This window comes from Micromonospora sp. NPDC004336 (genome assembly GCF_053602615.1).
Genome location: NZ_JBSGDY010000094.1, coordinates 1 through 23,739 on the forward strand (window position 1 = coordinate 1; position 23,739 = coordinate 23,739).

22 protein-coding genes are annotated in these 23,739 nt (G+C 72.1%); 3 read left to right on the forward strand and 19 right to left on the reverse strand.

Translation table 11 applies throughout. The features are described 5' to 3' along the window. Positions 1-228 precede the first annotated feature (228 nt). Positions 229-1,011, reverse strand: coding sequence for an IclR family transcriptional regulator (locus tag ACWENR_RS19325; RefSeq protein WP_452278364.1), 783 nt, complete (start codon positions 1,009-1,011; stop codon positions 229-231). Positions 1,012-1,164: 153 nt separating this feature from the next. Here ACWENR_RS19325 and ACWENR_RS19330 point away from each other — a divergent pair, with 153 nt between their 5' ends. The 3 genes from ACWENR_RS19330 to ACWENR_RS19340 are packed head-to-tail and all read left to right on the forward strand — an operon-like array spanning position 1,165 to position 3,225. Then, positions 1,165-2,346, forward strand: coding sequence for an MFS transporter (locus ACWENR_RS19330; RefSeq protein WP_452278365.1), 1,182 nt, complete (start codon positions 1,165-1,167; stop codon positions 2,344-2,346). Positions 2,347-2,392: 46 nt separating this feature from the next. Next, positions 2,393-2,752, forward strand: coding sequence for a DUF6915 family protein (locus tag ACWENR_RS19335; RefSeq protein WP_452278366.1), 360 nt, complete (start codon positions 2,393-2,395; stop codon positions 2,750-2,752). After that, the gene (locus ACWENR_RS19340; RefSeq protein WP_452278367.1) at positions 2,749-3,225 is read left to right on the forward strand and encodes a hypothetical protein; all 477 of its coding nucleotides are present in this window, start codon (positions 2,749-2,751) and stop codon (positions 3,223-3,225) included. The genes ACWENR_RS19335 and ACWENR_RS19340 overlap by 4 nt, the downstream gene beginning before the upstream one ends. A gap of 46 nt (positions 3,226-3,271) precedes the next feature. On the opposite strand, the gene ACWENR_RS19345 is transcribed toward ACWENR_RS19340, so the two are convergent. The 18 genes from ACWENR_RS19345 to ACWENR_RS19430 form a co-directional block, all read right to left on the reverse strand. Further along, positions 3,272-4,345 carry a polyprenyl synthetase family protein gene (locus ACWENR_RS19345; protein ID WP_452278368.1) on the reverse strand — a complete coding sequence of 358 codons (1,074 nt, stop codon included), beginning with the start codon at positions 4,343-4,345 and terminating at the stop codon, positions 3,272-3,274. Positions 4,346-4,445: 100 nt separating this feature from the next. Then, positions 4,446-5,999 (reverse strand): NADH-quinone oxidoreductase subunit NuoN, encoded by a 1,554-nt coding sequence (gene nuoN, locus ACWENR_RS19350; protein ID WP_452278369.1) that lies wholly within the window; start codon positions 5,997-5,999, stop codon positions 4,446-4,448. A gap of 52 nt (positions 6,000-6,051) precedes the next feature. Then, complete coding sequence (locus tag ACWENR_RS19355; RefSeq protein WP_452278370.1) at positions 6,052-7,587, reverse strand: NADH-quinone oxidoreductase subunit M; 1,536 nt, start codon at positions 7,585-7,587, stop codon at positions 6,052-6,054. A gap of 64 nt (positions 7,588-7,651) precedes the next feature. Next, the gene (nuoL, locus tag ACWENR_RS19360; protein ID WP_452278371.1) at positions 7,652-9,610 is read right to left on the reverse strand and encodes an NADH-quinone oxidoreductase subunit L; all 1,959 of its coding nucleotides are present in this window, start codon (positions 9,608-9,610) and stop codon (positions 7,652-7,654) included. An 11-nt stretch (positions 9,611-9,621) separates the two neighbouring features. Next, positions 9,622-9,921 carry an NADH-quinone oxidoreductase subunit NuoK gene (gene nuoK, locus ACWENR_RS19365; protein WP_091099288.1) on the reverse strand — a complete coding sequence of 100 codons (300 nt, stop codon included), beginning with the start codon at positions 9,919-9,921 and terminating at the stop codon, positions 9,622-9,624. A 55-nt stretch (positions 9,922-9,976) separates the two neighbouring features. Then, complete coding sequence (locus ACWENR_RS19370) at positions 9,977-10,747, reverse strand: NADH-quinone oxidoreductase subunit J (protein ID WP_452278372.1); 771 nt, start codon at positions 10,745-10,747, stop codon at positions 9,977-9,979. Then, positions 10,744-11,385 carry an NADH-quinone oxidoreductase subunit NuoI gene (gene nuoI / locus ACWENR_RS19375; RefSeq protein WP_452278373.1) on the reverse strand — a complete coding sequence of 214 codons (642 nt, stop codon included), beginning with the start codon at positions 11,383-11,385 and terminating at the stop codon, positions 10,744-10,746. The genes ACWENR_RS19370 and nuoI overlap by 4 nt, the downstream gene beginning before the upstream one ends. 1 nt (position 11,386) lies before the next feature. Further along, the gene (gene nuoH / locus ACWENR_RS19380) at positions 11,387-12,742 is read right to left on the reverse strand and encodes an NADH-quinone oxidoreductase subunit NuoH (protein WP_452278374.1); all 1,356 of its coding nucleotides are present in this window, start codon (positions 12,740-12,742) and stop codon (positions 11,387-11,389) included. Next, positions 12,739-15,222, reverse strand: a complete 2,484-nt coding sequence (locus ACWENR_RS19385) for an NADH-quinone oxidoreductase subunit G (protein WP_452278375.1) — start codon at positions 15,220-15,222, stop codon at positions 12,739-12,741. The genes nuoH and ACWENR_RS19385 overlap by 4 nt, the downstream gene beginning before the upstream one ends. Before the next feature lie 115 nt (positions 15,223-15,337). Beyond that, positions 15,338-16,654: an NADH-quinone oxidoreductase subunit NuoF gene (gene nuoF, locus ACWENR_RS19390; RefSeq protein WP_452278376.1), complete on the reverse strand. Its 1,317-nt coding sequence runs from the start codon at positions 16,652-16,654 to the stop codon at positions 15,338-15,340. Further along, positions 16,651-17,808 (reverse strand): NADH-quinone oxidoreductase subunit NuoE, encoded by a 1,158-nt coding sequence (nuoE, locus tag ACWENR_RS19395; RefSeq protein ID WP_452278377.1) that lies wholly within the window; start codon positions 17,806-17,808, stop codon positions 16,651-16,653. Before nuoE ends, nuoF begins: the two co-directional genes overlap by 4 nt. Then, on the reverse strand, positions 17,805-19,130 hold the full coding sequence (locus tag ACWENR_RS19400) for an NADH-quinone oxidoreductase subunit D (RefSeq protein WP_452278378.1): 1,326 nt from the start codon (positions 19,128-19,130) through the stop codon (positions 17,805-17,807). The genes nuoE and ACWENR_RS19400 overlap by 4 nt, the downstream gene beginning before the upstream one ends. Then, on the reverse strand, positions 19,127-19,864 hold the full coding sequence (locus ACWENR_RS19405) for an NADH-quinone oxidoreductase subunit C (protein ID WP_452278379.1): 738 nt from the start codon (positions 19,862-19,864) through the stop codon (positions 19,127-19,129). Before ACWENR_RS19405 ends, ACWENR_RS19400 begins: the two co-directional genes overlap by 4 nt. Beyond that, positions 19,861-20,532: a NuoB/complex I 20 kDa subunit family protein gene (locus ACWENR_RS19410; RefSeq protein ID WP_452278380.1), complete on the reverse strand. Its 672-nt coding sequence runs from the start codon at positions 20,530-20,532 to the stop codon at positions 19,861-19,863. The genes ACWENR_RS19405 and ACWENR_RS19410 overlap by 4 nt, the downstream gene beginning before the upstream one ends. Positions 20,533-20,546: 14 nt before the next feature. Next, a complete protein-coding gene (locus tag ACWENR_RS19415; protein WP_091099323.1) occupies positions 20,547-20,912 on the reverse strand; it encodes an NADH-quinone oxidoreductase subunit A in 366 nt (121 codons plus the stop codon). 135 nt (positions 20,913-21,047) lie between these two features. Continuing rightward, a complete protein-coding gene (locus ACWENR_RS19420) occupies positions 21,048-22,325 on the reverse strand; it encodes a geranylgeranyl reductase family protein (protein WP_452278381.1) in 1,278 nt (425 codons plus the stop codon). Between the two features lie 204 nt (positions 22,326-22,529). Next, entirely contained in the window at positions 22,530-22,760 is a 231-nt protein-coding gene (locus ACWENR_RS19425; protein WP_452278382.1) for a hypothetical protein, read from the reverse strand. A 109-nt stretch (positions 22,761-22,869) separates the two neighbouring features. Continuing rightward, positions 22,870-23,580 (reverse strand): demethylmenaquinone methyltransferase, encoded by a 711-nt coding sequence (locus ACWENR_RS19430; RefSeq protein ID WP_091099334.1) that lies wholly within the window; start codon positions 23,578-23,580, stop codon positions 22,870-22,872. Between the last annotated feature and the right edge of the window lie 159 nt (positions 23,581-23,739).

Genomic DNA, 23,739 nt, shown 5'->3' on the forward strand with positions numbered 1-23,739 from the left:
CCCCCGGCCGCCCCCCCCCCCCCCCGCCACCGGGGCCCCCATCCGACCGGATGGGGGCCGCGGCCGTTCCCGGCCCGATCGGGCCGGTCGTGAGCCCTCGCCGAAGCGGGCACGGCCGGGCCGGGCCGGTCGTGAGCCTCCGCCGGAGCGGGCACGGCCGGAGCGGGAAGGGCTGGGCGTGAGCCCGCCCGGAGCGGGCACGGCCGGGTCAGGGGCGGTCGGGCCGGGTCAGGTCTCGGCGGCCAGGGCGTCGCCGATCGCCCGGGCGACGGTGAGCAGCTTCGCCCGGACCACCCGGGCGGAGGTCATCATCTCGCCGGCCGGCAGGGCGCAGGCCAGCACGACCCGCCGCTCCATGTCCTTGTCGGGGCTGACCAGCACGGCGGCGCAGGCCACGCCCTGCCGGAACTGGCCCAGCTCCAGCTGCATGCCCCGCCGGTCCCCGGCGGCCACGTCGGACTCGAAGGCCTCCGGGCTGGTCAGGGTGGCCGAGGTGAACGGGCGCATGCCGTATTCCCGCAGGTAGCGGAAGCGCTGCTCGGCGGTCAGCGTGGCGAGCAGGGCCTTGCCCAGGGCGGTCGCGTGCGCCCCCTCGTCGAACCCGGGCACCATGTCCTCCAGGTACGGCGAGCGGGGCCCCTCGGCGACGGCCGTGATCGCCACCTGGCCGCCCACGAACCGGCCCAGGTAGTGGCTGTAGCCCGTGTCGAGGGCGGCCCGGCGCAGGCTCTCGCCGACCGCCGGCGGCCCCCGGAACGCCGTCACCAGCTCGCGGTAGCGGTCGGCCACCTCCAGGCCCACGATGTACGTGCCGTCCTCGCGTCGGATCACGTAGCCCTCGTAGGCCAGGGTGCGGACCAGGTGGTAGGTCGTCGCCACGGTCAGCTCGCACCGACGGGCGATCTGCTTCACGGTCAGCCCCTTGGGGGCACGGCCGACCGACTCGAGCACTCGTAGCGCGCGGGACACGCTCCGGATGAGGTCCGAAGGTTCCGCCAAGGGGTCGCGCACAACCACCTCCGCCGCCGGGGACTTACACCATATGAAAAACAGGCCCGGTGTGAAATGCCCGTTCGGATGGAGGATGCCAGATCGGCACGAACAGCGCGTACCCCCGTCGCCACGATACGTGGCCAAATTCGGCTCGCGTAGGTTTGCCGGACCATGACCCACACCGCCCTCCACCCCGCCCCGGGCCACACGCCGCCCCGACCGGTACGGGCCGCCACCGGCGCCGTCGCGGTCACCATCGCGTCCGTCCTGCCGGTCTTCCTGATCGGCGGGCTGGCCGTGCAGTTGGGCGACGACCTCGGCTTCTCCCCCGCCGGGCTGGGCCTGGCCGTCTCCGTCTACTTCGGGGTCGGCGCGCTGGCCTCGGTGCCCTCCGGGCGGCTCGTCGAGCGGTACGGGCCGGCCGTGGTGGCCCGCTGCGCCATCCTGCTCTCCGCCGGGACGATGCTCGCCGTCGCGGCCCTCGCCCGGTCGTACGCCGTGCTGGTCGGGCTGCTGGCGCTCGGCGCCGCCGCCAACGCCCTCGGCCAGCTCGCCAGCAACGCGGCGCTGGCCCGGCACGTGCCGGCGCGGCGGCAGGGGCTGTCGTTCGGGGTGAAACAGGCCGCCATCCCCGTCGCCACCCTGCTGGCCGGGGCGGCGGTGCCGACGGTCGCGCTGACCGCCGGCTGGCGCTGGGCGTTCGTGGTGGCCGCCGCCGCGGCCCTGGCGGCGCTGCCGGCCGTACCCGCGCGGGAGCCCCGCCCGGACCGGACGGCCGCGCCCGCCCGCGCGGGCCGCGCCGGCACGGCGCTACTGGTGGTCGGGGCCGCCGCGATGCTCGCCGCCGCCGCCGCCAACGCCCTGGGCACCTTCGTGGTGGACTCCTCCGTCGGCCGGGGGCTGACGCCCGGGCTCGCCGGGCTGACCCTGACCCTCGGCAGCGCGGTCTGCGTCGTCGCGCGCGTCGGCGCGGGCTGGCTGGCGGACCGGCGCCCCACCGGGCACGTGGCCGTCATCGCCGGAATGCTCGTGGTCGGCGCGGCCGGGCTCGGCCTGCTCGCGGCGGCCGGCCCGGCGCCGCTGGTCCTCGGCGTGGTGCTCGGCTTCGGCCTGGGCTGGGCGTGGCCGGGGCTGATGACCTTCGCGGTGGTCCGGCTGCATCCGCAGGCCCCGGCCGCCGCCACCTCGATCACCCAGACCGGGGTGTACGCGGGCGGCTGCCTCGGCCCGCTGGGCCTCGGCACGGTGGCCGCCCACGCCGGCTACCCGGCGATGTGGCTGACCGCCTCGGCGGCCATGCTGGCAGCCGCCGCCCTCATGCTCACCGGCAGCCGGCTGCTCGCCCGCCGCTGACCGGGGCCGGCCGATCCTGTCGGTGCCGACGGCTAGTTTGCCGATCATGAATTCGTGGCACCACGCGCAGTCGGCGGCGCGCAAGTGGGGCGGCACCCCGGAGGACTACCTGCCGATCGAGGAGTTCATCGACTCCTCCAAACAGGTCATCGGGGACGTCCGGCACCGCGCGATGTACCACCACACCGCCGGCATCTACCTCTGCCAGCGGATCTTCGGCGACACCCTGCAGGTCGGCCGCAAGCGCGTCCCGGTCCGCCTGATCGCCGAACGGCACGTACTGGAGGACCTGGGCTGGCTGCCCAGCCCCGCCGACTATCTCGAGGGAATGCCGATCCGCCCCTGGATGTCCGGCGCCCAACGCAAGGACCTGCCCCTCTCCACCCTGCTCGGAGGCGACCAGTGAGTCACGTCAGTTTCCTCGGCATCCCGGTCGAGGGTGAGATCACCCAGGGCCACCGGGTCCCGCAGCGGCCCCTGGAGGAGCTGCGACCGCTCCTGCGCGCCCTGCTCGACGACGAGGCCGTCACGGAGTTCGGCTGGCGGCAGTACACGCCCTACTTCAACGACGGGGAGCCGTACGTCTTCGGCGTCCAGGACGTGTGGGTACGCACCACCGCCGACGGGCCGCAGGTCGACCCGGACGACCTCTGCGTGGGCGAGTACGCCGACCGGCACCCCAGCCTGGGCGGTTGGGCGTCCTCGAGACGGGAAAAGTACCGAGGGCACGACGAGGCCCGCTACCTGCGGGCGGACGCCTTCGCCGAGGCCCTCGAACAGGGTGGTTTCGACGACGTGCTCCTGGAGACGTTCGGCGACCACGCCGACGTGACCGTCCGCCGGGAGGGGATCCAGGTCCAGTACTACGAGCACGACTGACCGGCCGCACCGGGCCGCCCCTGCTGCGGGGCGGCCGGGACGGGCGTCAGCTCGTGCGGTCGGCGATGTAGTCGCAGAGGGATTCGAGGGCGCGGCGGGCCGGGCCCTGCGGCAGCGGCGCGAGCTGCTCCCGGGCGTCCTCGGCGTAGCTGCGGACGGTCTCCCGGGCCCGCTTGAGCGCCGGGCTCTCGCGGAGCAGACCGAGGGCCTCGGCGTGCAGGTCGTCGTCGGTCAGCGGGCCGGTGGCCAGGATCTCCCGCAGCCGCGCCGACGCGACGTCGGCGTCGTCCGAGGCGAGCGCGTAGAGCACCGGCAGGGTCGGCACGCCCTCCCGCAGGTCGGTGCCGGGCGTCTTGCCCGACTCCGCCGACTCGGAGGCGATGTCGAGCAGGTCGTCGGAGAGCTGGAAGGCCACCCCGATGGTCTCGCCGTAGCCGGCCAGTGCCTCGGTGTGTTCGGCGGAGGCGCCGCCGAACATGCCGCCGAAGCGGGCCGAGGTGGCGATCAGGGAGCCGGTCTTCCCCGCGATCACGTCGAGGTAGTGGGCCACCGGGTCGTCGCCGGGGCGGGGACCGACGGTCTCGGCGATCTGGCCGTGCACCAGCCGAGCGAAGGTGCGCGCCTGGAGGCGTACGGCCTCGATGCCCAGGTCCGCCGCGATGTCGGCGGCGCGCGCGAAGAGATAGTCGCCGACGAGGATGGCGACCGAGTTGGTCCACCGGGAGTTGGCGCTCGGCGCGCCCCGACGCACGGCGGCCTCGTCCATCACGTCGTCGTGATAAAGCGTCGCCAGGTGGGTGAGCTCCATCACCACCGCGGCCGGCACGACCTGCGCGTTGGTCGGGTCGCCGAACTGCGCGCCCAGCGCCACCAGCAGCGGGCGGAACCGCTTGCCGCCGGCCTCCACGAGGTGCCGGGCGGCCTCGGTCACGAAGGGGTCGGCGCTGGCCACGCTGGCCCGCAGCTCGGTCTCGACGCCCTCTAGGAGGCCCAGCACGGACGCCTCGACGCGGGGATCGGCGAGATAGAGGCCGAGCGCGCCGAACTGACTCGTGCTCACCCTGGTCCGACGGCCGCCGGACCCGGGGGCACCTGAACGCTCGCCAGCCGGATTCACCACGCCTCAACCATGCCACACCCCTGCGACCTGCCCGGGACGGGGATACGGCGCGGGGGCCGGCACGCCGTGGCGTACCGGCCCCCGCGGGCGTCGGCGTCGGTCATCTGACGAATTCGGCGGCGCCGGTGGCCAGGTCGAGCAGCGGCGCCGGGGCGACGCCGAGGACCAGGGTGGCGATCACGCCGATCATCAGCGCGGCCGAGGTCAGCCCGCCGGGCACGGCCACGGTGGGGGTCGACTCGCCCGGCTCGGAGAGCCACATCATCACCACGACCCGCAGGTACGGGAAGGCCAGCACCATGCTGGTCAGCACGCCGGCGATCACCAGCCACGCGTGCCCGCCGTCGAGCGCCGGCCCGAAGACCGCGAACTTGCTCGTGAAGCCGCTGGTCAGCGGGATACCGGCGAAGGCGAGCAGGATGAAGGTGAAGATCGCGGCGTAGAACGGCGAGCGCCGCCCCAGCCCGGCCCAGCGGGACAGGTGGGTGGCCTCCCCGTCGGCGTCGCGCACGAGGGTCACCACGGCGAACGCGGCGAGCACCGAGAAGCCGTACGCCACCAGGTAGAACATCGTCCCGGAGACCCCGTCGGCGCTCGGCGCCAGCACGCCGACCAGCAGGTAGCCGGCGTTGGCAATCGAGGAGTACGCCAGCAGCCGCTTGATGTCGGTCTGGGTGACCGCCAGCACGGCGCCGACCAGCATGGTCAGCACCGCCACCGCGCCGAGGACCGGGGTGAAGTCCCACCGGGCCCCGTCGAAGGCGACGTGGAACACCCGCAGCAGGGCGCCGAACGCGGCGACCTTGGTGCAGGCGGCCATGAAGCCGGTGATCGGGGTCGGCGCGCCCTGGTAGACGTCCGGCGTCCAGACGTGGAACGGGGCGGCCGCGGCCTTGAAGAGCAGGCCGATGGCGAGCAGCGCCATGCCGGCGAAGAGCAGCACCGGGCTGGCCGGCGAGTCCGCGACGGCGGCGTGCACGGTGGCGAAGTCGACGCCCGCCTGCCGGCCCGGGATGCCCGCCGTAAAGCCGTAGATCAGGGCCACGCCGAACAGGAAGAACGCCGAGGCGTATGCGCCGAGCATGAAGTACTTCAGCGCGGCCTCCTGGCTCAGCAGCCGCCGGCGACGGGCCAGCGCGCAGAGCAGGTAGAGCGGGAGCGAGAAGACCTCGAGCGCGATGAACATCGTCAGTAGGTCGTTCGCCGCCACGAAGATCAGCATGCCGCCGATCGCGAACGTGGTCAGCGGGTAGACCTCGGTGAGGCCGTTCGAGCCCTCGGCCTGCCGCCGGTCCTCGGCCGACTCGGCGGTGATCGCGGCCTGGGCGACGAACGCCCCGCCCCGCTCCACCGAACGCTCGCCGATGAGCAGCAGCGCCATCGCGGCGAGCACGAGGATCGCGCCCTGGAGGAAGAGCGTGGGCCCGTCCACCGCGATCGCCCCGCCGATGGTGATCGACCGCTCGTCGGCGGCCAGCACCACCATGGTCAGCGCGGCGAGCACCGCCAGCAGGGCCAGCGACAGCTGCACCACGTGCCGCAGCCGGCGGGGCACGAACGCCTCCACCAGCACGCCGAGCAGCGCGGCGCCCAGCATGATCAGGGTCGGCGCGAGCGCCGCGTAGTCGATCGAAGGCAACTTGAGCTCAGTCACTGCGCAAACCTTTCGTTCGCGACTGCGGGGCTCGCAAGCTCACTCCTCGCGCTCACTTAGCCGCCTCCTGGACGGTGCCGCCCGAGGTCGGGGCGGGGTCGGTTCGGCCGACGTCCTGCATGGTCGCCTGCACGGCCGGGTTGATCACGTCGGTGACCGGCTTCGGGTAGAAGCCGAGCAGCACGATCAGCGCGATCAGCGGGGCGACCACGAACTTCTCGCGCAGGTTGAGGTCGCGCTTCATGCCGTCGATCTGCGTCAGCGCCGGGTTGAGCGTGCCCTGCGTGGTGCGCTGCACCATCCACAGCACGTACGCGGCGGCCAGGATGATGCCCAGCGTCGCGATCACCGCGACCGGCTTGTTCACCGTGAACGTGCCGATCAGCACCAGGAACTCGGAGACGAACGGCGCGGTGCCCGGCAGCGCGAGCGAGGCCAGACCGGCGAAGAAGAGCACCCCGGCCAGCAGCGGCACCAGCTTGCCCGCGCCGCCGAAGTCGCTGATCAGGGCCGAGCCGCGCCGGGCGATGAGCATCCCTACCACCAGGAAGAGCAGGCCGGTGGCGAGGCCGTGGTTGACCATGTAGAGCACCGCACCGGTGCCGGCCTGGGTGGTGAAGGCGAAGATGCCGACGCCGATGAAGCCGAAGTGCGCGATCGACGTGTAGGACACCAGCCGCTTGAGGTCGTTCTGGCCGACGGCCAGCAGCGCGGCGTAGATGATGCCGATCAGGCCCAGCGCCAGCGCCCACGGGGCGAACCACTTGGCCGCGTCCGGGAACAGTGGCAGGCAGTAGCGCAGGATGCCGAACGTGCCGACCTTGTCGAGCACGCCGACGAGCAGCGCCGCCGCGCCGGCCGGGGCGGCGCCACCGGCGTCCGGCAGCCAGGTGTGGAACGGGAAGAACGGCGCCTTGATCGCGAACGCGAGGAAGAAGCCGAGGAACAGCCAGCGCTCCGTGCCCGTGGAGATGTCCACCTGGGACAGCGCCTGCCAGTCGAAGGTCTTCCCGCCGACCACCCAGAGGCCGATCACCGCGGCGAGCATGAACAGCCCGCCGACCAGCGAGTAGAGGAAGAACTTCACGGCCGCGTACTGCCGCTGGTGGCCGCCGTAGCTGCCGATGATGAAGTACATCGGCACCAGCATGACCTCGAAGAACACGTAGAACAGGAAGACGTCGGCGGCGGCGAAGACGCCGATCATCGTGCACTCGAGGACGAGCAGCAGGGCGAAGTAGACCGGCACCGACCGCTTCGACGACTCGGCGTCGTGCCAGGAGGCCAGGATCACCAGCGGCACCAGCACCGCGATCAGCATCAGCATGACCAGCGCGATGCCGTCGGCGGCGAAGGTGAAGTTGACGCCCCAGTTCGGGATCCACGCGTACGACTCGCGGAACTGGAAGCGGTCGCCGCCGACCTTGAAGGTCACCCACATGACCACCGACAGCGCCAGCACCAGCAGCGACCAGCCGAGCGCCACCTGCTTTGCCAGCTCCGGCCGGCTGCGCGGCAGGAAGGCCACCACCAGGGCACCGACCAGCGGTGCCACGGTGAGCACCGAGAGGAACGGGAAGTCGGACATTATGCGGCCTTACCTCCGTCGTCACTGCGCGGTCCGCCGTAGACGGCCGCCTGGAAGAGGTCGATCACGCCAGCCACCCCGCCTCGACGGCCAGGAACGCGGCCACCACCAGCAGCGCGCCGGCCAGGATCGAGGTGGCGTACGACCGGACGAAGCCGGTCTGCAGCCGCCGGAGCCGGCCCGAGCCGCCGCCGACCGCCGCCGCGAGGCCGTTGACCAGCCCGTCGACGCCCCGGTTGTCGAGGTAGACCAGCGCCCGGGTGAGGAAGATGCCCGGCTTCTCGAAGACCGCCTCGTTGAACGCGTCCGTGTAGAGGTTGCGTCGGGCGGCGGTGACCAGCACCCCGGCCGGCTGCGGCTCGGTGGCCGTGCCGCCCCGGAACAGGAACCAGGCCAGCCCCACGCCGAGGACGGTGACCAGCAGCGAGAGCACGGTGATCACGGTGTGCGAGAGCACCGCGTGGTGCTCCGCCTCCGGCGCACCGAGGCCGGCCGTGGCGGTGAGCCAGTCCGGCACCGAGGTGGAGAGCAGCCAACCCGCGCCGACCGAGCCGACCGCCAGCAGGATCAGCGGGATCGTCATCAGCTTCGGCGACTCGTGCGGGTGCTCGATGTCCTCCGTCCAGCGCTTCGGCCCGTGGAAGGTGAGCACGAAGAGCCGGGTCATGTAGAACGCGGTGAGCCCGGCGCCGAGCAGCGCGGCCATGCCGAAGAGCCACGCCGTCCAGTCGTCCCGCTGGAACGCGGCCACGATGATCGGCTCCTTGGAGAAGAAGCCGGAGAACGGGAACATGCCGATGATGGCCAGCCAGCCCGTCATGAACGTGATCCAGGTGACCTTCATGTGCTTCGACAGCCCGCCGAAGCGGCGGATGTCGACCTGGTCGTTCATGCCGTGCATGACCGAGCCGGCGCCGAGGAACATGTTGGCCTTGAAGAAGCCGTGCGCCAGCAGGTGCACGATCGCCAGCGCGTACGCCGCGCCGCCCAGGCCCACGCCGAGGAACATGTAGCCGATCTGGCTCACCGTCGACCAGGCCAGCACCCGCTTGATGTCGTCCTTGGCCGCGCCGATGACGCAGCCGATCAGCAGGGTCAGCGCGCCGACGCTCACCACCACGAGCTGGAGGGTGGAGTTGGCCGAGAAGATCGGGTTGGACCGGGCGATCAGGTAGACGCCGGCCGTGACCATGGTCGCGGCGTGGATGAGCGCCGACACCGGGGTCGGGCCCTCCATCGCGTCCGGCAGCCACGCCTGGAGCGGGAACTGGCCGGACTTGCCGGTCGCGCCGAGCAGCAGCAGCAGGCCGAGCACCAGCACCGTGGTCGCGGTCAGCGAGCCGACGCCGTTGAAGACCTCGTCGTACTGGGTGGTGCCGAGGGTGGCGAACATGATGAAGATGCCGATCGCCAGGCCGGCGTCGCCGACCCGGTTCATCAGGAACGCCTTCTTGCCGGCGGTGGCGGCGCTGGGCCGCTCGTACCAGAAGGAGATCAGCAGGTACGACGCCAGACCGACGCCCTCCCAGCCGAAGTAGAGCATCACGTAGTTGTTGCCGAGCACCAGCAGCAGCATGGCGGCGACGAACAGGTTGAAGTAGGCGAAGAACCGCCTACGGCCCGCGTCGTGCGCCATGTACTCGACCGCGTAGAGGTGGATCAGGAAGCCCACCCCGGTGATCAGCAGCACGAAGACGGCGGCCAGCGGGTCGAAGAGCAGACCGAAGTCCACCCGCAGGTCGCCGACCGTGATGAAGTCCCAGAGGCTCAGCTCGACCGACTTGTTCTCCAAGCCACGCAGCTGGAAGAAGTAGGTCAGGCCCAGCACGAACGCGGCGCCGATGGCGGCCACGCCGAGCCAGTGCCCCCAGCGGTCCGCCCGCCGGCCGAGCAGCAGCAGGATCGCCGCGCTGACCAGCGGAATCGCCACCAGCAGCCAGACGCTGCCCAGCAGCCCGTCCGCCGTCGCGTAGGCGACGGTGCCCGCGGGCTCAGCCGGGGCGTTCGTCAGAATCGTTCCCACCGCAGGACCCCTCAGTACTTCAGCAGGTTGGCGTCGTCGACGCTCGCGGAGCGCCGGGTCCGGAAGATCGCCATGATGATGGCGAGCCCGACCACGACCTCGGCCGCCGCCACCACCATCACGAAGAACGCCATGATCTGGCCGTTGAGGTCACCGTTGATCCGGCTGAAGGTGACCAGCGTCAGGTTGGCCGCGTTGAGCATCAGCTCGACGCACATGAACAGCACGAGCGCGTTGCGCCGGACGAGCACGCCGACCGCGCCGATGGTGAACAGCACCGCGGCCAGCACCAGGTAGTAGTCCGGTGTCATCGCTGCGCCAACCTTTCGTTCGCGACTGCGGGGCTCGCAAGCTCACTCCTCGCGCTCACTTGTCCGTCCCCTTCAGGGTCGTCTCCCGGTCGTCCAGCTCGCGCACCGGCAGGATCTCCGGGGTGCTCCGCTCGGTCAGCCGGCCGTCGGGCAGGCGGGCCGGGGTGGCCACCGAGGAGGAGGTCGCGTAGACACCCGGGCCGGGCTTCGGGCCCGGGTAGTTGCCCGGGGCGAACCGGGCCCGCATCGTCGCCGGCTGGTCCATCCTGTCCTGCTTGCGCCGCTCGATGTGCGCCAGCACCATCGCCCCGATCGCGGCGGTGATGAGCAGCGCCGAGGTCAGCTCGAAGGCGAAGACGTACTTGGTGAACAGCAGCCGGGCGATGCCCTGCACGTTGCCCTCGGCGTTGGCCTGCTCCAGGCCGACCGCCGTGGTGCCGTTCAGCGCGCGCCAGAGCCCGCCGCCGACGAGGCCGGCGAAGCCGAGCCCGAGCACCACCGCGGCGACCCGCTGGCCGCGGAGCGTCTCGATCAGCGAGTCGGACGCGTCGCGCCCGACCAGCATGAGCACGAACAGGAACAGCATCATGATCGCGCCGGTGTAGACGATGATCTGCGCCATGCCGATGAACGGCCCGGCCTGGAGGACGTAGAAGACGCCCAGGCAGAGCATGGTCAGCACCAGCCAGAGGGCCGAGTGCACGGCGTTGCGCGCCGCGACCATCCCGATCGCGCCGATCAGCGCCAGCGGGGCCAGGATCCAGAAGGTGACCTGCTCCCCGCCGGAGACCTCGCCCGCCGCGGCGAGCACCGTCTGCGTGGTCATGCTCCGTCTCCCTTGCCGGCCGCGGCCCGCTGGGCGTGCTGCTCGGCCCCGGGGAAGGTCACGCCGGGGTGCTCCTCCACCTGGTACCGGCCCGGGTTGTTGGCCGAGTGCTCGGCGCCGGCCGAGGTGCCCGGGTTGGTCAGCGCGCCGACGTAGTAGTCCTTCTCGCTCTCGCCCAGCCGCATCGGGTGCGGCGGCTGCTCCATGCCCGGCAGCAGCGGCGCGAGCAGCTGCTCCTTCGTGAAGATCAGATCCTGCCGGCTGTCCCGGGCCAGCTCGTACTCGTTGCTCATGGTGAGCGAACGGGTCGGGCAGGCCTCGATGCAGAGCCCGCAGAAGATGCACCGGGCGTAGTTGATCTGGTACGTGCTGGCGTACCGCTCACCCGGCGAGAAGCGCTGCTCGTCGGTGTTGTCGCCACCCTCGACGTAGATGGCGTCCGCCGGGCAGGCCCAGGCGCACAGCTCGCACCCGATGCACTTCTCCAGCCCGTCCGGGTGCCGGTTCAGGATGTGCCGCCCGTGGTAGCGCGGCGCCGAGACCGGCGGCTTGAACGGGTAGTCGGTGGTGACGACCTTCTTGAACATGTGCGAGAAGGTGACACCGAAGCCCTTGAACGTTCCGGTGATCGCGCCCACGTCACACCTCCCTGGAGTCCGAGCCGGCGGCGATGTTGGCCGGCTCCCGCTCGGCGACCACGCGCCTGGTGCGCGGGCTCGGTGGTACCTGCAGGTCCATCGGGGGCAGCGGGAAGCTGCCGTGCGGCCGCTCGTTGACCTGCTCCTGGACCGTCTGCCTCGGCTGCGGCTTGCGGCTCGGCCACAGCAGCGTGACCAGCAGCAGGATGCCGGCCGGGATGCCGACCGCGATCAGCTTGCTGCGCGAGTCCCAGTCCTCGATGGAGCGCAGGCCGGCGAGGACCAGGATCCAGACCAGGTTGATCGGGAGCAGCACCTTCCAGCCGAAGCGCATGAACTGGTCGTAGCGCAGCCGGGGCAGCGTGCCCCGCAGCCAGACGAAGACGAAGACCAGCATGACGACCTTGGCGAAGAACCAGAGCATCGGCCACCAGCCGGAGTTGGCGCCGGCCCAGATCGTGGTGATCGGCGCCGGGGCCCGCCAGCCGCCCAGGAAGAGCGTCGTGGTGACGGCGGACATGGTGACCATCGCGACGTACTCGCTGAGCATGTAGAGCGCGAACTTCAGCGAGCTGTACTCGGTCATGTAGCCCGCGACCAGCTCGGACTCCGCCTCGGGCAGGTCGAACGGCGCGCGGTTGGTCTCGCCGACGGTGGCGATGAAGAAGATGACGAAGCTCGGCAGCAGCAGGATCGCGTACCAGCCGGGGGCCGGGACGTCGAGCCCCGCGATGCTCAGCCGGGTGCCGTCCCCCTGGGCGGCGACGATCCCGCTGGTCGACATCGTGCCGGCGGTCATGAAGACCGCCACGATGCTCAGGCCCATGGCGACCTCGTACGAGATCATCTGGGCGCTGGAGCGCAGGCCGCCGAGGAGCGGGTAGGTCGAGCCGGAGGCCCAGCCGCCGAGCACGATGCCGTAGATGCCCATCGACGAGCAGGCCAGCAGGACCAGCACCGCCACGGGCACGTCGGTGACCTGCAACGGCGTCCAGTGGCCGAAGATGCTCACCATCGGGCCGAACGGCACCACCGCCAGCGAGGTGACCGCGCAGATCACCGAGATGGTCGGCGCGAAGAAGAAGACGACCTTGTCGGCCGCCTTCGGCAGGATGTCCTCCTTGAAGGCCATCTTCAGGCCGTCGGCGAGGGTCTGCAGCAGGCCGAACGGGCCGGCCTGGTTGGGGCCGGGCCGCACCGCCATGCGGCCCACGACCCGCCGCTCGAACCAGACGCCGAGCAGCGTGGCGAGCAGGCCGAAGGCGAACGCGAAGACGATCTTGATGAGGACCAGCCACCACGGGTCCCGGCCGAAGTCGGCCAGCGTCGGGTCCTGGGCCAGGTAGACCGCGTTCACTGGTTTACACCCCCTGCGTTGAGGAGCGGGCCCGGGCGGTCGGCCGGGTCGGCGGCCGCCGCGGCGGCGGAGATCCGCACGACCGCTCCGGACGTCGCGCCGAGGCTGCGCCGCACGGTCGAGCCGGGCGAGTTGGTCGGCAGCCAGACGACGCCGTCCGGCATCTCGGTGATCGCCGCCGGCAGGGTCAGCGCCCCCCGGTCGGTGCCCACCGTCACCGGGTCGCCGTCGGCGACGCCGAGCGCCTCGGCGGTGCCCTTGCCCAGCCGGACCACCGGCGGGCGGGCGGTGCCCGCGAGGTGCTCGTCGCCGTCGGTCAGGCTGCCCAGGTCGATCAGCTGGTGCCAGGTGGCGAGGACCGCCTCGCCGGCGCGCGGCTGCGGCACCGTGGCCGGCTCCACCGCCGGGGCGGACGGCCGGTCGGTGCGGGTGCGCGGCAGCGCGCCCAGCTCGCGGCGGACGCTGAGCACGTCGCCGGTGCCGAGCGGCACGTCGAGCTGCGCGGCGAGCGCGTCGAGCACCCGGCCGTCCGTCATCGCGGCGGTGTTCAGCACCGCCTCGAAGGTGCGCAGCCGTCCCTCCCAGTCGAGGAAGCTGCCGGCCTTCTCGGCCACCGGGGCGACCGGGAAGACCACGTCGGCCCGGCGGGCCACCGCGCTCATCCGCTGCTCCAGGCTGACCAGGAACGGCACCGCGTCCAGCGCGGACTCGGCCAGCCGCGGGTCGGCCAGGTCGGCCGGGTCGACCCCGGCCACCACCAGCGCGCCGAGCTGGCCGCCGGCGGCGGCGGCGAGGATGCCGTCGGTGTCCCGGCCGGCCTGGCTCGGGATGACCCCGGCCGCGACGTCCCACGCCTCGCCGAGCTCGGCGCGGGCGGCGGGCTCGGTGACCAGGCGGCCGCCGGGCAGCAGGTTGGGCAGGCAGCCCGCGTCGACCGCGCCGCGGTCACCCGCGCGCCGCGGCACCCAGGCCAGCTTCGCGCCGGTACGCCGGGCGACGTCAGCGGCGGCGGAGAGGCCGCCCGGCACGCTCGCCAGCCGCTCGCCGACGAACAGGATCGCGCCCTCGGCGCTCAGCGCCTCGGCGACCGTCGCGTGCTCGGCGAGCACCGTCGCCTCCTCGCCCGGCACCACCCGGGCCAGCTTGGCGCCGAGCTTCTCCAGGCCGCGGGTGGCGAACGGCGCGATGGCGTACACCGTCAGCTTCTTCTTCAGGTACGCCTTGCGCAGCCGCAGGAAGAGGATCGGGCACTCCTCCTCCGGCTCCAGCCCGACCAGCACCACGGCCGGCGCCTTCTCGACGTCGGCGTACGTGACGTCGGTGACCCCGGCGACCGAGCTGGCCAGGAAGTCGGCCTCCTCACGGGAGACCGGCCGGGCCCGGAAGTCGATGTCGTTGGTGTTGAGCGCGACCCGGGCGAACTTCGCGTACGCGTAGGCGTCCTCGACGGTCAGCCGGCCGCCGGTGAGCACCGCCGTGCCGCGCCCGCCGTCGCGCGCCGCGCGCAGCCCCTCGGCCGCCACGGTCAGCGCCTCGCTCCACGACGCCTCGCGCAGCTCGCCGGTGCGCTCGTCGCGGACCATCGGGGTGGTGAGCCGGTCGAAGGCGCGGGTGTACTGGAAGCCCCACCGCCCCTTGTCGCAGTTCCACTCCTCGTTCACCGCCGGGTCGTCGCCGGCCAGCCGCCGCAGCACCTTGCCCCGCCGCCAGTCCGTGCGCTGGGCGCACCCGGCGGAGCAGTGCTCGCACACGCTCGGGGTGGAGACCAGGTCGAACGGGCGGGCGCGGAAGCGGTACTGGGTGCCGGTCAGCGCGCCGACCGGGCAGATCTGCACCGTGTTGCCGGAGAAGTACGAGTTGAACGGGACGTCCCCCGCGTCGCCCTCCTCGCCGTACTCCTCGTCCCGGTAGATGTTGATCTCCTCGGCGGACGACCGGCCCATCAGGTCGATGAACTTGTCGCCGGCGATCTCCTCGGAGAACCGGGTGCAGCGCTGGCAGAGCACGCACCGCTCGCGGTCGAGCAGCACCTGGGTGCTGATCGGCAGCGGCTTCGGGTACTCCCGCTTGTGCTCGTGGAACCGCGAGTCGGCGCGGCCGGTGGACATCGCCTGGTTCTGCAGCGGGCACTCGCCGCCCTTGTCGCACATCGGGCAGTCGAGCGGGTGGTTGAGCAGCAGCAGCTCCATGACCCCCTCCTGCGCCTTCTTGGCGACTCCGGAGGTGAGCTGCGTGCGCACCACCATGCCGTCGGCGACGGTCTGGGTGCAGGAGGCGACGGGCTTGCGCTGCCCCTCCACCTCGACCAGGCACTGCCGGCACGCGCCGGCCGGGGCCAGCAGCGGGTGGTCGCAGAACCGGGGGATCTCGGTGCCCATCTGCTCGGCGACCCGGATCAGCAGCGCCCCCTTCGGGGCGGTGACCTCGACGCCGTCGATGGTCAGCGTGACGGTCTCGGTCTGCTTCGCTACGTCGGTCACAGTGCTTGCCTTTCGCTCGCGACTGCGCTGGTCTCTGCTCGCGGCTGCGGGGCTCGCTGCGCTCTCTCCTCGCGCTCGCCGCAGGGGCTCGCTCCGCTCACTCCTCGCGCTCGCATCAGTGCGCTCCCACCAGCTGCTTGTCCGACAGCTTCGGCGCGGTACGTCCCTCGATGTAGTCGAGGTAGTCCTGCTTGAAGTACTTCAGCGACGAAGTCACCGAGCTGGTCGCACCGTCGCCCAGGCCGCAGAACGAGCGGCCGAGGATGTTGTCGCAGGTGTCGAGCAGGGTGTCCAGGTCCTCGTGGGTGCCCTGACCGGCGAGGATCCGCCGGTACACCCGGACCATCCAGTAGTTGCCCTCACGGCACGGGGTGCACTTGCCGCACGACTCGTGGTGGTAGAACTCCAGCCACCGGTAGGTCGCGTAGACCGGGCAGTCCTGGTCCGAGAAGATCTGGGTGGCCGTGGTGCCGAGGATCGAGCCGGCCGCCGCCACCCCCTCGAAGTCCAGCGGCACGTCCAGGTGCTCGGCGGTGAGCAGCGGCGTCGACGAGCCGCCCGGCGTCCAGAACCGCAGGTTGTGGCCGGGCTGCATGCCGCCGGCCAGCTCGATCAGCTCCCGCAGCGTGACGCCCATGGAGCACTCGAACTGGCCCGGGTTGGCGATCCGGCCGGAGAGCGAGTAGATCATCGGGCCGGACGACTTCTCCGTGCCCATGGTCTTCCACCAGTCGGCGCCGCCCAGCACGATGTACGGCACGCTGGCGATGGTGCCGACGTTGTTGACCACGGTCGGGCTGGCGTACAGGCCGTGGGTCGCCGGGAACGGCGGGCGCAGCCGGGGCTGGCCCCGGAAGCCCTCCAGCGAGTCCAGCAGCGCCGTCTCCTCGCCGCAGATGTACGCCCCGGCGCCCGAGTGCACCACCAGGTCCAGGTCGAACCCGCTGCCCTGGATGTTGCGGCCGAGGTAGCCCCGGGCGTACGCCTCCTGCACGGCGTTGCGCAGCCGGCGGGCGGCGTGCACCGCCTCGCCCCGGATGTAGATGTAGGCGCGGTTGGCCCGGATCGCGTACGACGCGATGATCACGCCCTCGACGAGCGAGTGCGGGTCGTGCGTCATCAGCGGGAGGTCCTTGCAGGTGCCCGGCTCGCCCTCGTCGGCGTTGACCACGAGGTAGTGCGGCTTGCCGTCGCCCTGCGGGATGAACCCCCACTTGAGACCGGTCGGGAAGCCGGCGCCGCCGCGACCGCGCAGCCCGGAGTCCTTGATCAACTGGATCAGGTCGTCCGGGTGGGCCTTGAGCGCCTTGCGCAGGGCCGCGTAGCCGTCGAGCTTCTCGTAGGTGCCGATCCGCCAGGCGTCCGGCGACAGCCAGCGCTTGGTGAGTACCGGCGTCAGCTTGGCCAGGGTCTCCGGCCGGGGAGTGGTCACTTCTGGACCCCCGTCTCGCTCGCGCGGGTGGAGCCCGCGCCACCGGCGCCGGCCCCCGCCTCGGCTTCCTTGAGGTTGCGCTCCTGCGCCCCGGCCTCGTCGCCGGCGGGCTTGCCGTCGCCGGCCGGCGCGTTGGCCGCGGCGCCGGCGGCCTCCGCCGCCTGCGCGTCGCGGGGAGCCGGCGGCGTGGTGTCCGCCGGGACCCTGGTGCCAGGCGCGTCCGGCACGGCGGTCGCCGCGTCGGGCTGCCGGGTCTCGGCGGCCCGCACCTCGGGCGACTTGTCGTCCGGCGCCTTGACGTCGCGGGTGGTGCTGCCGGCCGCCTCGGCGGCGGGTGCCGGCTCGCCGGTGCCCGCGGCGGGCCGGGCGCCGTTGCCGCTCGCGGCCGGCGCGGCCGGGGCCGGCTTCGCGGCGGCCTTCTCCGCCTCGCTGCGGGCCTTCGCCTCGGCGGCGGCCTTGTCGGCCTCCGCCTTGCTCCGGATCGGGGTGTTCGGGTCGAAGCCCGGCACCGAGATGCCGTGCTCCTGCGCCAGCCGCAGGCCGCGCAGGGTGGGCTCCCCCGGCCCGCCGTCGGCGACGGCGCCCTCGCGCTCGTCGGCGAAGCCGGCGAGCTGCACCGCCATCTCCTTGAGCGTGCAGAGCCGGGCGCCCCGGGTCGGCATCGGCCGGCCGCCGGCGCGCAGCTCGTCGACCACGCCCCGCGCGGTCTGCGGGTCGACGCCGTCGAAGAAGTCGTAGTTGACGGTCATCACGGGCCCGTAGTCGCACGCCGCCAGGCACTCGGCGTGCTCAAGGGTGATCTTCCCGTCGGCGGTGGTCTCGTCGTGCCCGACACCCAGGTGCTCGGCGAGGGTGTCGTAGACCTCCTGGCCGCCCAGCACGTTGCACATCGTGTTGGTGCAGACGCTGACCAGGTAGTCACCGGTCGGCCGGCGCTTGTACATGGTGTAGAAGGTGGCGACCGCGCCGACCTGGGCCTTGTTGAGGCCCAGCACCTCGGCGCAGAACTCCACGCCGGCCGGGGAGACGTACCCCTCCTCGGACTGGACCAGGTGCAGCAGCGGCAGCAGGGCCGAGCGGGACCGGTCCGCCGGGTAGCGGGCGATGATCTCCCGCGCCCGCTCGCGGGTCTCTTCGGTGAAAGTCGTCGTCATCGGTCACAACCACCCATCACGGGGTCCAGCGAGGCGCCACCGGCGATCACGTCGGCGATCAGGCCGCCCTCGGCCATCGCCGGGAGGGCCTGGAGGTTGACGAAGCTCGGCTCCCGGTAGTGCACCCGGTACGGCCGGGTGCCACCGTCGGAGACCGCGTGCACGCCCAGCTCGCCCCGGGGCGACTCGATGCCGACGTAGACCTGGCCCGGCGGCACGCGGAAGCCCTCGGTGACGAGCTTGAAGTGGTGGATCAGGGACTCCATCGACTGGCCCATGATCTTCGCGACGTGCTCCAGCGAGTTGCCCATGCCGTCGACGCCGATGGCGAGCTGCGTCGGCCAGGCGATCTTCTTGTCGGCCACCATCACCGGGCCCGGCCGGAGCCGGTCCAGCGCCTGCTCGACGAGCTTGAGCGACTCCCGGATCTCGGCGAGCCGGACCAGGTAGCGGCCCCACACGTCGCCGTCGGTGTGCGTCGGGACGTCGAACTCGTACGTCTCGTAGCCGCAGTACGGCATCGTCTTGCGCAGGTCCCAGGCCAGGCCGGCCGAGCGCAGCACCGGGCCCGTCACGCCGAGCGCGAGGCATCCGGTGACGTCCAGCACGGCCACGTTCTTCGTCCGCTCCAGCCAGATCGGCTGCCCCGAGAGGAGGCTCTCGTACTCCTTGAGCTTCTTCGGCATCAGCTTCAGGAACTCGCGGATCTTGACGATCGCCTCGTCCGGCACGTCCTGCGCCACGCCGCCCGGCCGGACGTACGCGTGGTTCATCCGCAGGCCGGTGATGATCTCGAAGATCTCCAGGATGTACTCACGCTCGCGGAAGCCGTAGAGCATCATGTTGATCGCGCCCAGCTCCATGGCGGTGGTCGCCACCCAGACCAGGTGCGAGGAGATCCGGTTGAGCTCCATCATCAGCACCCGGATGGTGGTCGCCCGCTCGGTGACCTGGTCGGTGATCCCGAGCAGCTTCTCCACCGCCAGCGCGTACGCCGTCTCGTTGAACAGCGGGGAGAGGTAGTCCATCCGGGTCACGAAGGTGCTGCCCTGGACCCAGTTGCGGTATTCGAGGTTCTTCTCGATGCCGGTGTGCAGGTAGCCGACGACCGAGCGGGCCTCGCGGACCGTCTCGCCCTCCAGCTCCAGGATCAGCCGGAGCACGCCGTGCGTCGACGGGTGCTGCGGGCCCATGTTGACGACGATCCGCTCGTCGTTGATCGGGTCGGCGCCCGACACGACGCTGTCCCAGTCGCCACCGGTGACGGTGAAGACCTTGCCCTCGGTGGTGTCGCGCTCGGTGGCGTAGTTCGACGTGGTCACTGGTACGACCTCCGCTGGTCCGGCGGTGGAATTTCAGCGCCCTTGTACTCGACGGGGACGCCGCCGAGCGGGTAGTCCTTGCGCTGCGGGTGCCCCTCCCAGTCGTCCGGCATGAGGATCCGGGTCAGGTTGGGGTGGCCGTCGAAGACGACGCCGAACATGTCGTACGCCTCGCGCTCCTGCCAGTCCGCCGTCGGGTAGACCGAGGTGACGCTCGGCAGGTGCGGGTCCTCGGCGGGAACCGCGGCCTCCAGCCGCACCGTACGGCGGTAGGTCATCGAGGTGAGCTGGTAGACGACGTGCAGCCGGCGGGCGTCGGCGCCGAGATAGTCCACCCCCGACACCGAGGAGCAGAGCTCGAAGCGCAGCGCCATGTCGTCGCGCATCACCTGGCAGACCTCGGCGATCCGCTCCGGGCGCACGTGCAGCGTCAGCTCGCCCCGGTCGACCACGACCTTCTCGATGGCGTCGGCGAAGGCCGGGTACGCCTCCTCCAGCGCGTCGCGCACCTCGTCGAAGTACCCGCCGTACGGCCGGGGGGCGTCCTCGATGGTGCGGCGCTGGCGGACCAGGCCGCCGAAGCCGGACACGTCGCCGGTGCCCTGGTTGCCGAACATGCCCCGGCCGGCCGGGCTGGCCGGCGGGTACTCGGCCGGTGCGGTGCTGCTGGCGCCGGCGGGCGTGACCGGTACCGGCACGCCGCCGTCGTTCGGCTTGTCGTTAGGTGCGGTCACTTGACGCCCCCGTGCAGGTGGTTCTGGGCCTTCATCCAGTTCTCGATCCGCAGCTGCTCCTCGCGCCCCTCGCGGACCGCCTTGGTCCACTCGGCCCGCCGGGCCTTGTCGCTGCGGTACGACGACGGCATCGAGCCGTAGGGGACGACCGGGACGTCACCGCGGGCCTGCCGCGCCTCGAGCATCTTGCGGCCGTTCGGGCCGAGCGGCTCGTGCATGATCTTCTCGCGCAGCTTGAGGACCGCGTCGATGAGCATCTCGGGCCGGGGCGGGCAGCCGGGCAGGTACATGTCGACCGGGACGACGTGGTCGACGCCCTGCACGATGGCGTAGTTGTTGAACATGCCGCCGCTGCTGGCGCAGACGCCCATCGAGATCACCCAGCGGGGCTCCGCCATCTGGTCGTAGATCTGGCGCAGCACCGGGGCCATCTTCTGGCTCACCCGGCCGGCCACGATCATCAGGTCGGCCTGCCGGGGCGAGGCCCGGAAGACCTCCATGCCCCAGCGACCCATGTCGTAGTGCGGGCCGCCGGCGGCCATCATCTCGATGGCGCAGCAGGCCAGGCCGAAGGTGGCGCCCCAGACCGACGTCTTCCGCGACCAGTTGACCAGCTTCTCCACCGAGGTGAGCAGGACACCGGCGGGGAGCTTCTCCTCGATACCCATCTGAGGTTCCTCCCTCAGTCCCAGTCCAGGCCGCCGCGCCGCCACACGTAGGCGTACGCGACGAAGACCGCGACGATGAACAGGACCATCTCCACGAAGCCGAAGATCGGCAGGGCGTCGAACGAGACCGCCCAGGGGTAGAGGAAGATGATCTCGATGTCGAAGACGATGAAGAGCATCGCCGTCAGATAGAACTTGATCGGGAACCGGCCGCCGCCGACCGGCTGCGGGCTGGGCTCGATGCCGCACTCGTACGCCTCGAGCTTGGCCTTGTTGTAACGCCGGGGACCGGCGAAGCGGGCGGCGCCCACGGAGAACAGCGCGAACCCCGCGGCGAGGGCGAACAACCCGATGATCGGTGCGTAAGGCGAGAGCGACATCGTTTTCTCCTGCTCGTCCTTCCCTGCCCCTGGTCCTTGACAAAAATCACACTATTCACGTCCCCCGCGACGGTTGTCGGCGGGGTCGATCCCTGCCCGCGCCCCACGGTCGTCACCGGCCAGGGGGCGCGGCCGTCACACGGCTGGCGCCGCCTTCGTCATCGCGTTGATGACCCGGTCCATCGCGTCCCCGCCACGGGGGTCGGTCAGGTTGGCCAGCAGCTTGAGCACGAAGCGCATCAGCATCGGGTGCGGCATGCCGTGCTTCGTGGCCATCCGCATGATCTCCGGACGGCCGATGAGCTTCACGAAGATGCCGCCGAGCCGGTAGTAGCCGCCGAAGCGGGCCTTCAGCTCCGTCGGGTAGGCCGACAGGGCGCGCTCGCGCTCGGCGCCGGCCGGGCGGGCGAGCGCCTGCACGGCGATCTCCGCGGCCAGCTCGCCCGACTCCATCGCGTACGCGATGCCCTCGCCGTTGAACGGGTTGACCATGCCGCCGGAGTCGCCGACCAGCATCACGCCGCGGGTGTAGTGCGGCACCCGGTTGAAGCCCATCGGCAGCGCGGCGCCGAGGATCGGCCCCTCCGCGTTCGCCTCGTCGGTCATGCCCCAGTCCGCCGGCGTGTTCGCCAGCCAGTCGGTGAGCAGCCGGCGGTAGTTGGTCTTGCCGAACGCGGACGAGGAGTTGAGCACGCCGAGGCCGACGTTGACCCGGCCGTCGCCCAGCCCGAAGATCCAGCCGTACCCGGGCAGCAGGTTGTCGCCGCTGTCCTTGCTGCGCAGCTCCAGCCAGGACTCCAGGTAGTTGTCGTCGTGCTTGGCCGGCGAGCGGTAGTAACGCCGGACGGCGACCCCGATGGGCCGGTCCTCCCGCTTGGCCAGCCCGAGGGCGAGCGGGAAGCGGCCGGAGACCCCGTCGGCCGCGACCACCAGCGGCGCGTGGAAGGCGGCGGGCTCCCGGTCCGGGCCGACCTCGGCCTCGACGCCGACCACCCGGCCGTCCGCGTCGAGCACCGGGCCGGTGACGTTCACGCTGGTGCGCAGCTTGGCGCCGGCGGCGACGGCCCGCTGGGCGAGCAGGTCGTCGAAGTCCAGCCGGGTGCGCACCAGGCCGTAGTTGGGGAAGCTCGCCAGGTCGGGCCAGTCCAGCTCCAGCCGGACGCCGCCGCCGATCACCCGCAGGCCCTTGTTGTGCAGCCAGCCGGCCTCGGGCGAGGTGTCCACGCCCATCCGGACCAGCTGCCGGACCGCGCGCGGGGTCAGCCCGTCGCCGCAGACCTTCTCCCGGGGGAACTCGGTCTTCTCCAGCAGCAGCACCCGTACGCCGTGCCGAGCCAGGTGGTACGCGGTAGCCGACCCACCGGGACCGGCGCCCACGACGATCACGTCGGCGTCATGCTCCACCGCGGCCATCTCGCGCCTCCTCCCGCATGCTCGTGAAATGCTTCACAAGCCAGACGGTGGGAGTCTATGACCGGTGTCATAAGCGTGCCTGATCAGGGGTACCTAACTTGCCGGAAACCTGTCCGGCGGGGCCGGGACCGGGCGTCCGTCGAGGTCGGACGCGACGGCCGGGACGGGTCGGGGCCGGGGCCCGGCGAGGGGCGCGATCGGGCGTCAGTGGCCGGCGGGAGTGGCCGCGCCCAGGCCGGCGTCGAGCCGGATCGTCTCGGGCAGATGGTCGCGGAGCGCGCCGCCGGCGGCGCGGTCCAGCGCGGCCAGCACCTCGGCCACCACCTGACGGACATCGGCGGGATCCGCGCCGGCCAGCTCCCTGAGCTGGGCGATGAGCTCGGCGGCGTCGTCGTCGGTGGCCTCCGCCCCGGTCGCCTGGTCTGGTCCCGTCATGGGGCGAGCTTACGGGGCAAAGTGGACCGAAAACGGATATTCCTGAAAAAGGGCGGGATGCCGCCGATGTCGCGGACCGCCCGCCGATCGGTCGCGGGCCGTCCGCTGATCAGTCGCGGACCGCGCGGTGCAGCGCCGCCAGGCCGCCGGTGAGGTTCCGCCAGGCCACCGAGCCCCAGCCCGCCGCCTGGATGCGCTGCGCCAGCGCGGCCTGGTCCGGCCACGCCCGGATCGACTCGATGAGATAGACGTACGCGTCGGGGTTGCTCGACACCACCCGCGCGGCCGTCGGCAGCCACCGCATCAGGTGCGACAGGTAGGCGGTGCGGAAGAAGGGGTTGGTCGGGTGACTCAGCTCGCAGATGACCAGCCGGCCGCCGGGCCGGGTGACCCGGGCGAACTCCCGCAACGCCGCCTCGGTGTCGACCACGTTGCGCAGCGCGAACGAGATGGTCACCGCGTCGAAGACGCCGTCGGCGAAGGGCAGCCGCAGCGCGTCGCCGGCCAGCAGCGGCACCGCCGGGCGGGTGCGCTTGCCGGCGTACAGCATGCCCAGCGACAGGTCGGCGCCGACCGCGTACGCCCCGGAGCGGGCCAACTCCTCGGTGGAGACGCCGGTGCCCGCGCCCACGTCCAGCACCCGCTCGCCGGGGAGCAGCCCGAGCGCCTCCCGGGTGGCCCGGCGCCACGCCCGGTCCCGGCCGGCCGTCATCACCGTGTTGGTCAGGTCGTAACGAGCGGCCACGCCGTCGAACATCGCGGCGACCTCGTGCGGCTGCTTGTCCAGGCCGGCGCGCTGGCCCTGCGGGGTACGGCTCACCCCTCCACTCTGCCAGCCCGGCGGCGACCGGCGCCCGGCGGGTCGGCGCGGCCCCGACCGCCCGACGCGGCCCCGACGGGTCGGCGCGGCCTGAGCGGTCGGGCGGTCGGCGCGGCCCCGGGCACGTCGGCGGGGGCGGGGTGGTCACCCACCCCGCCC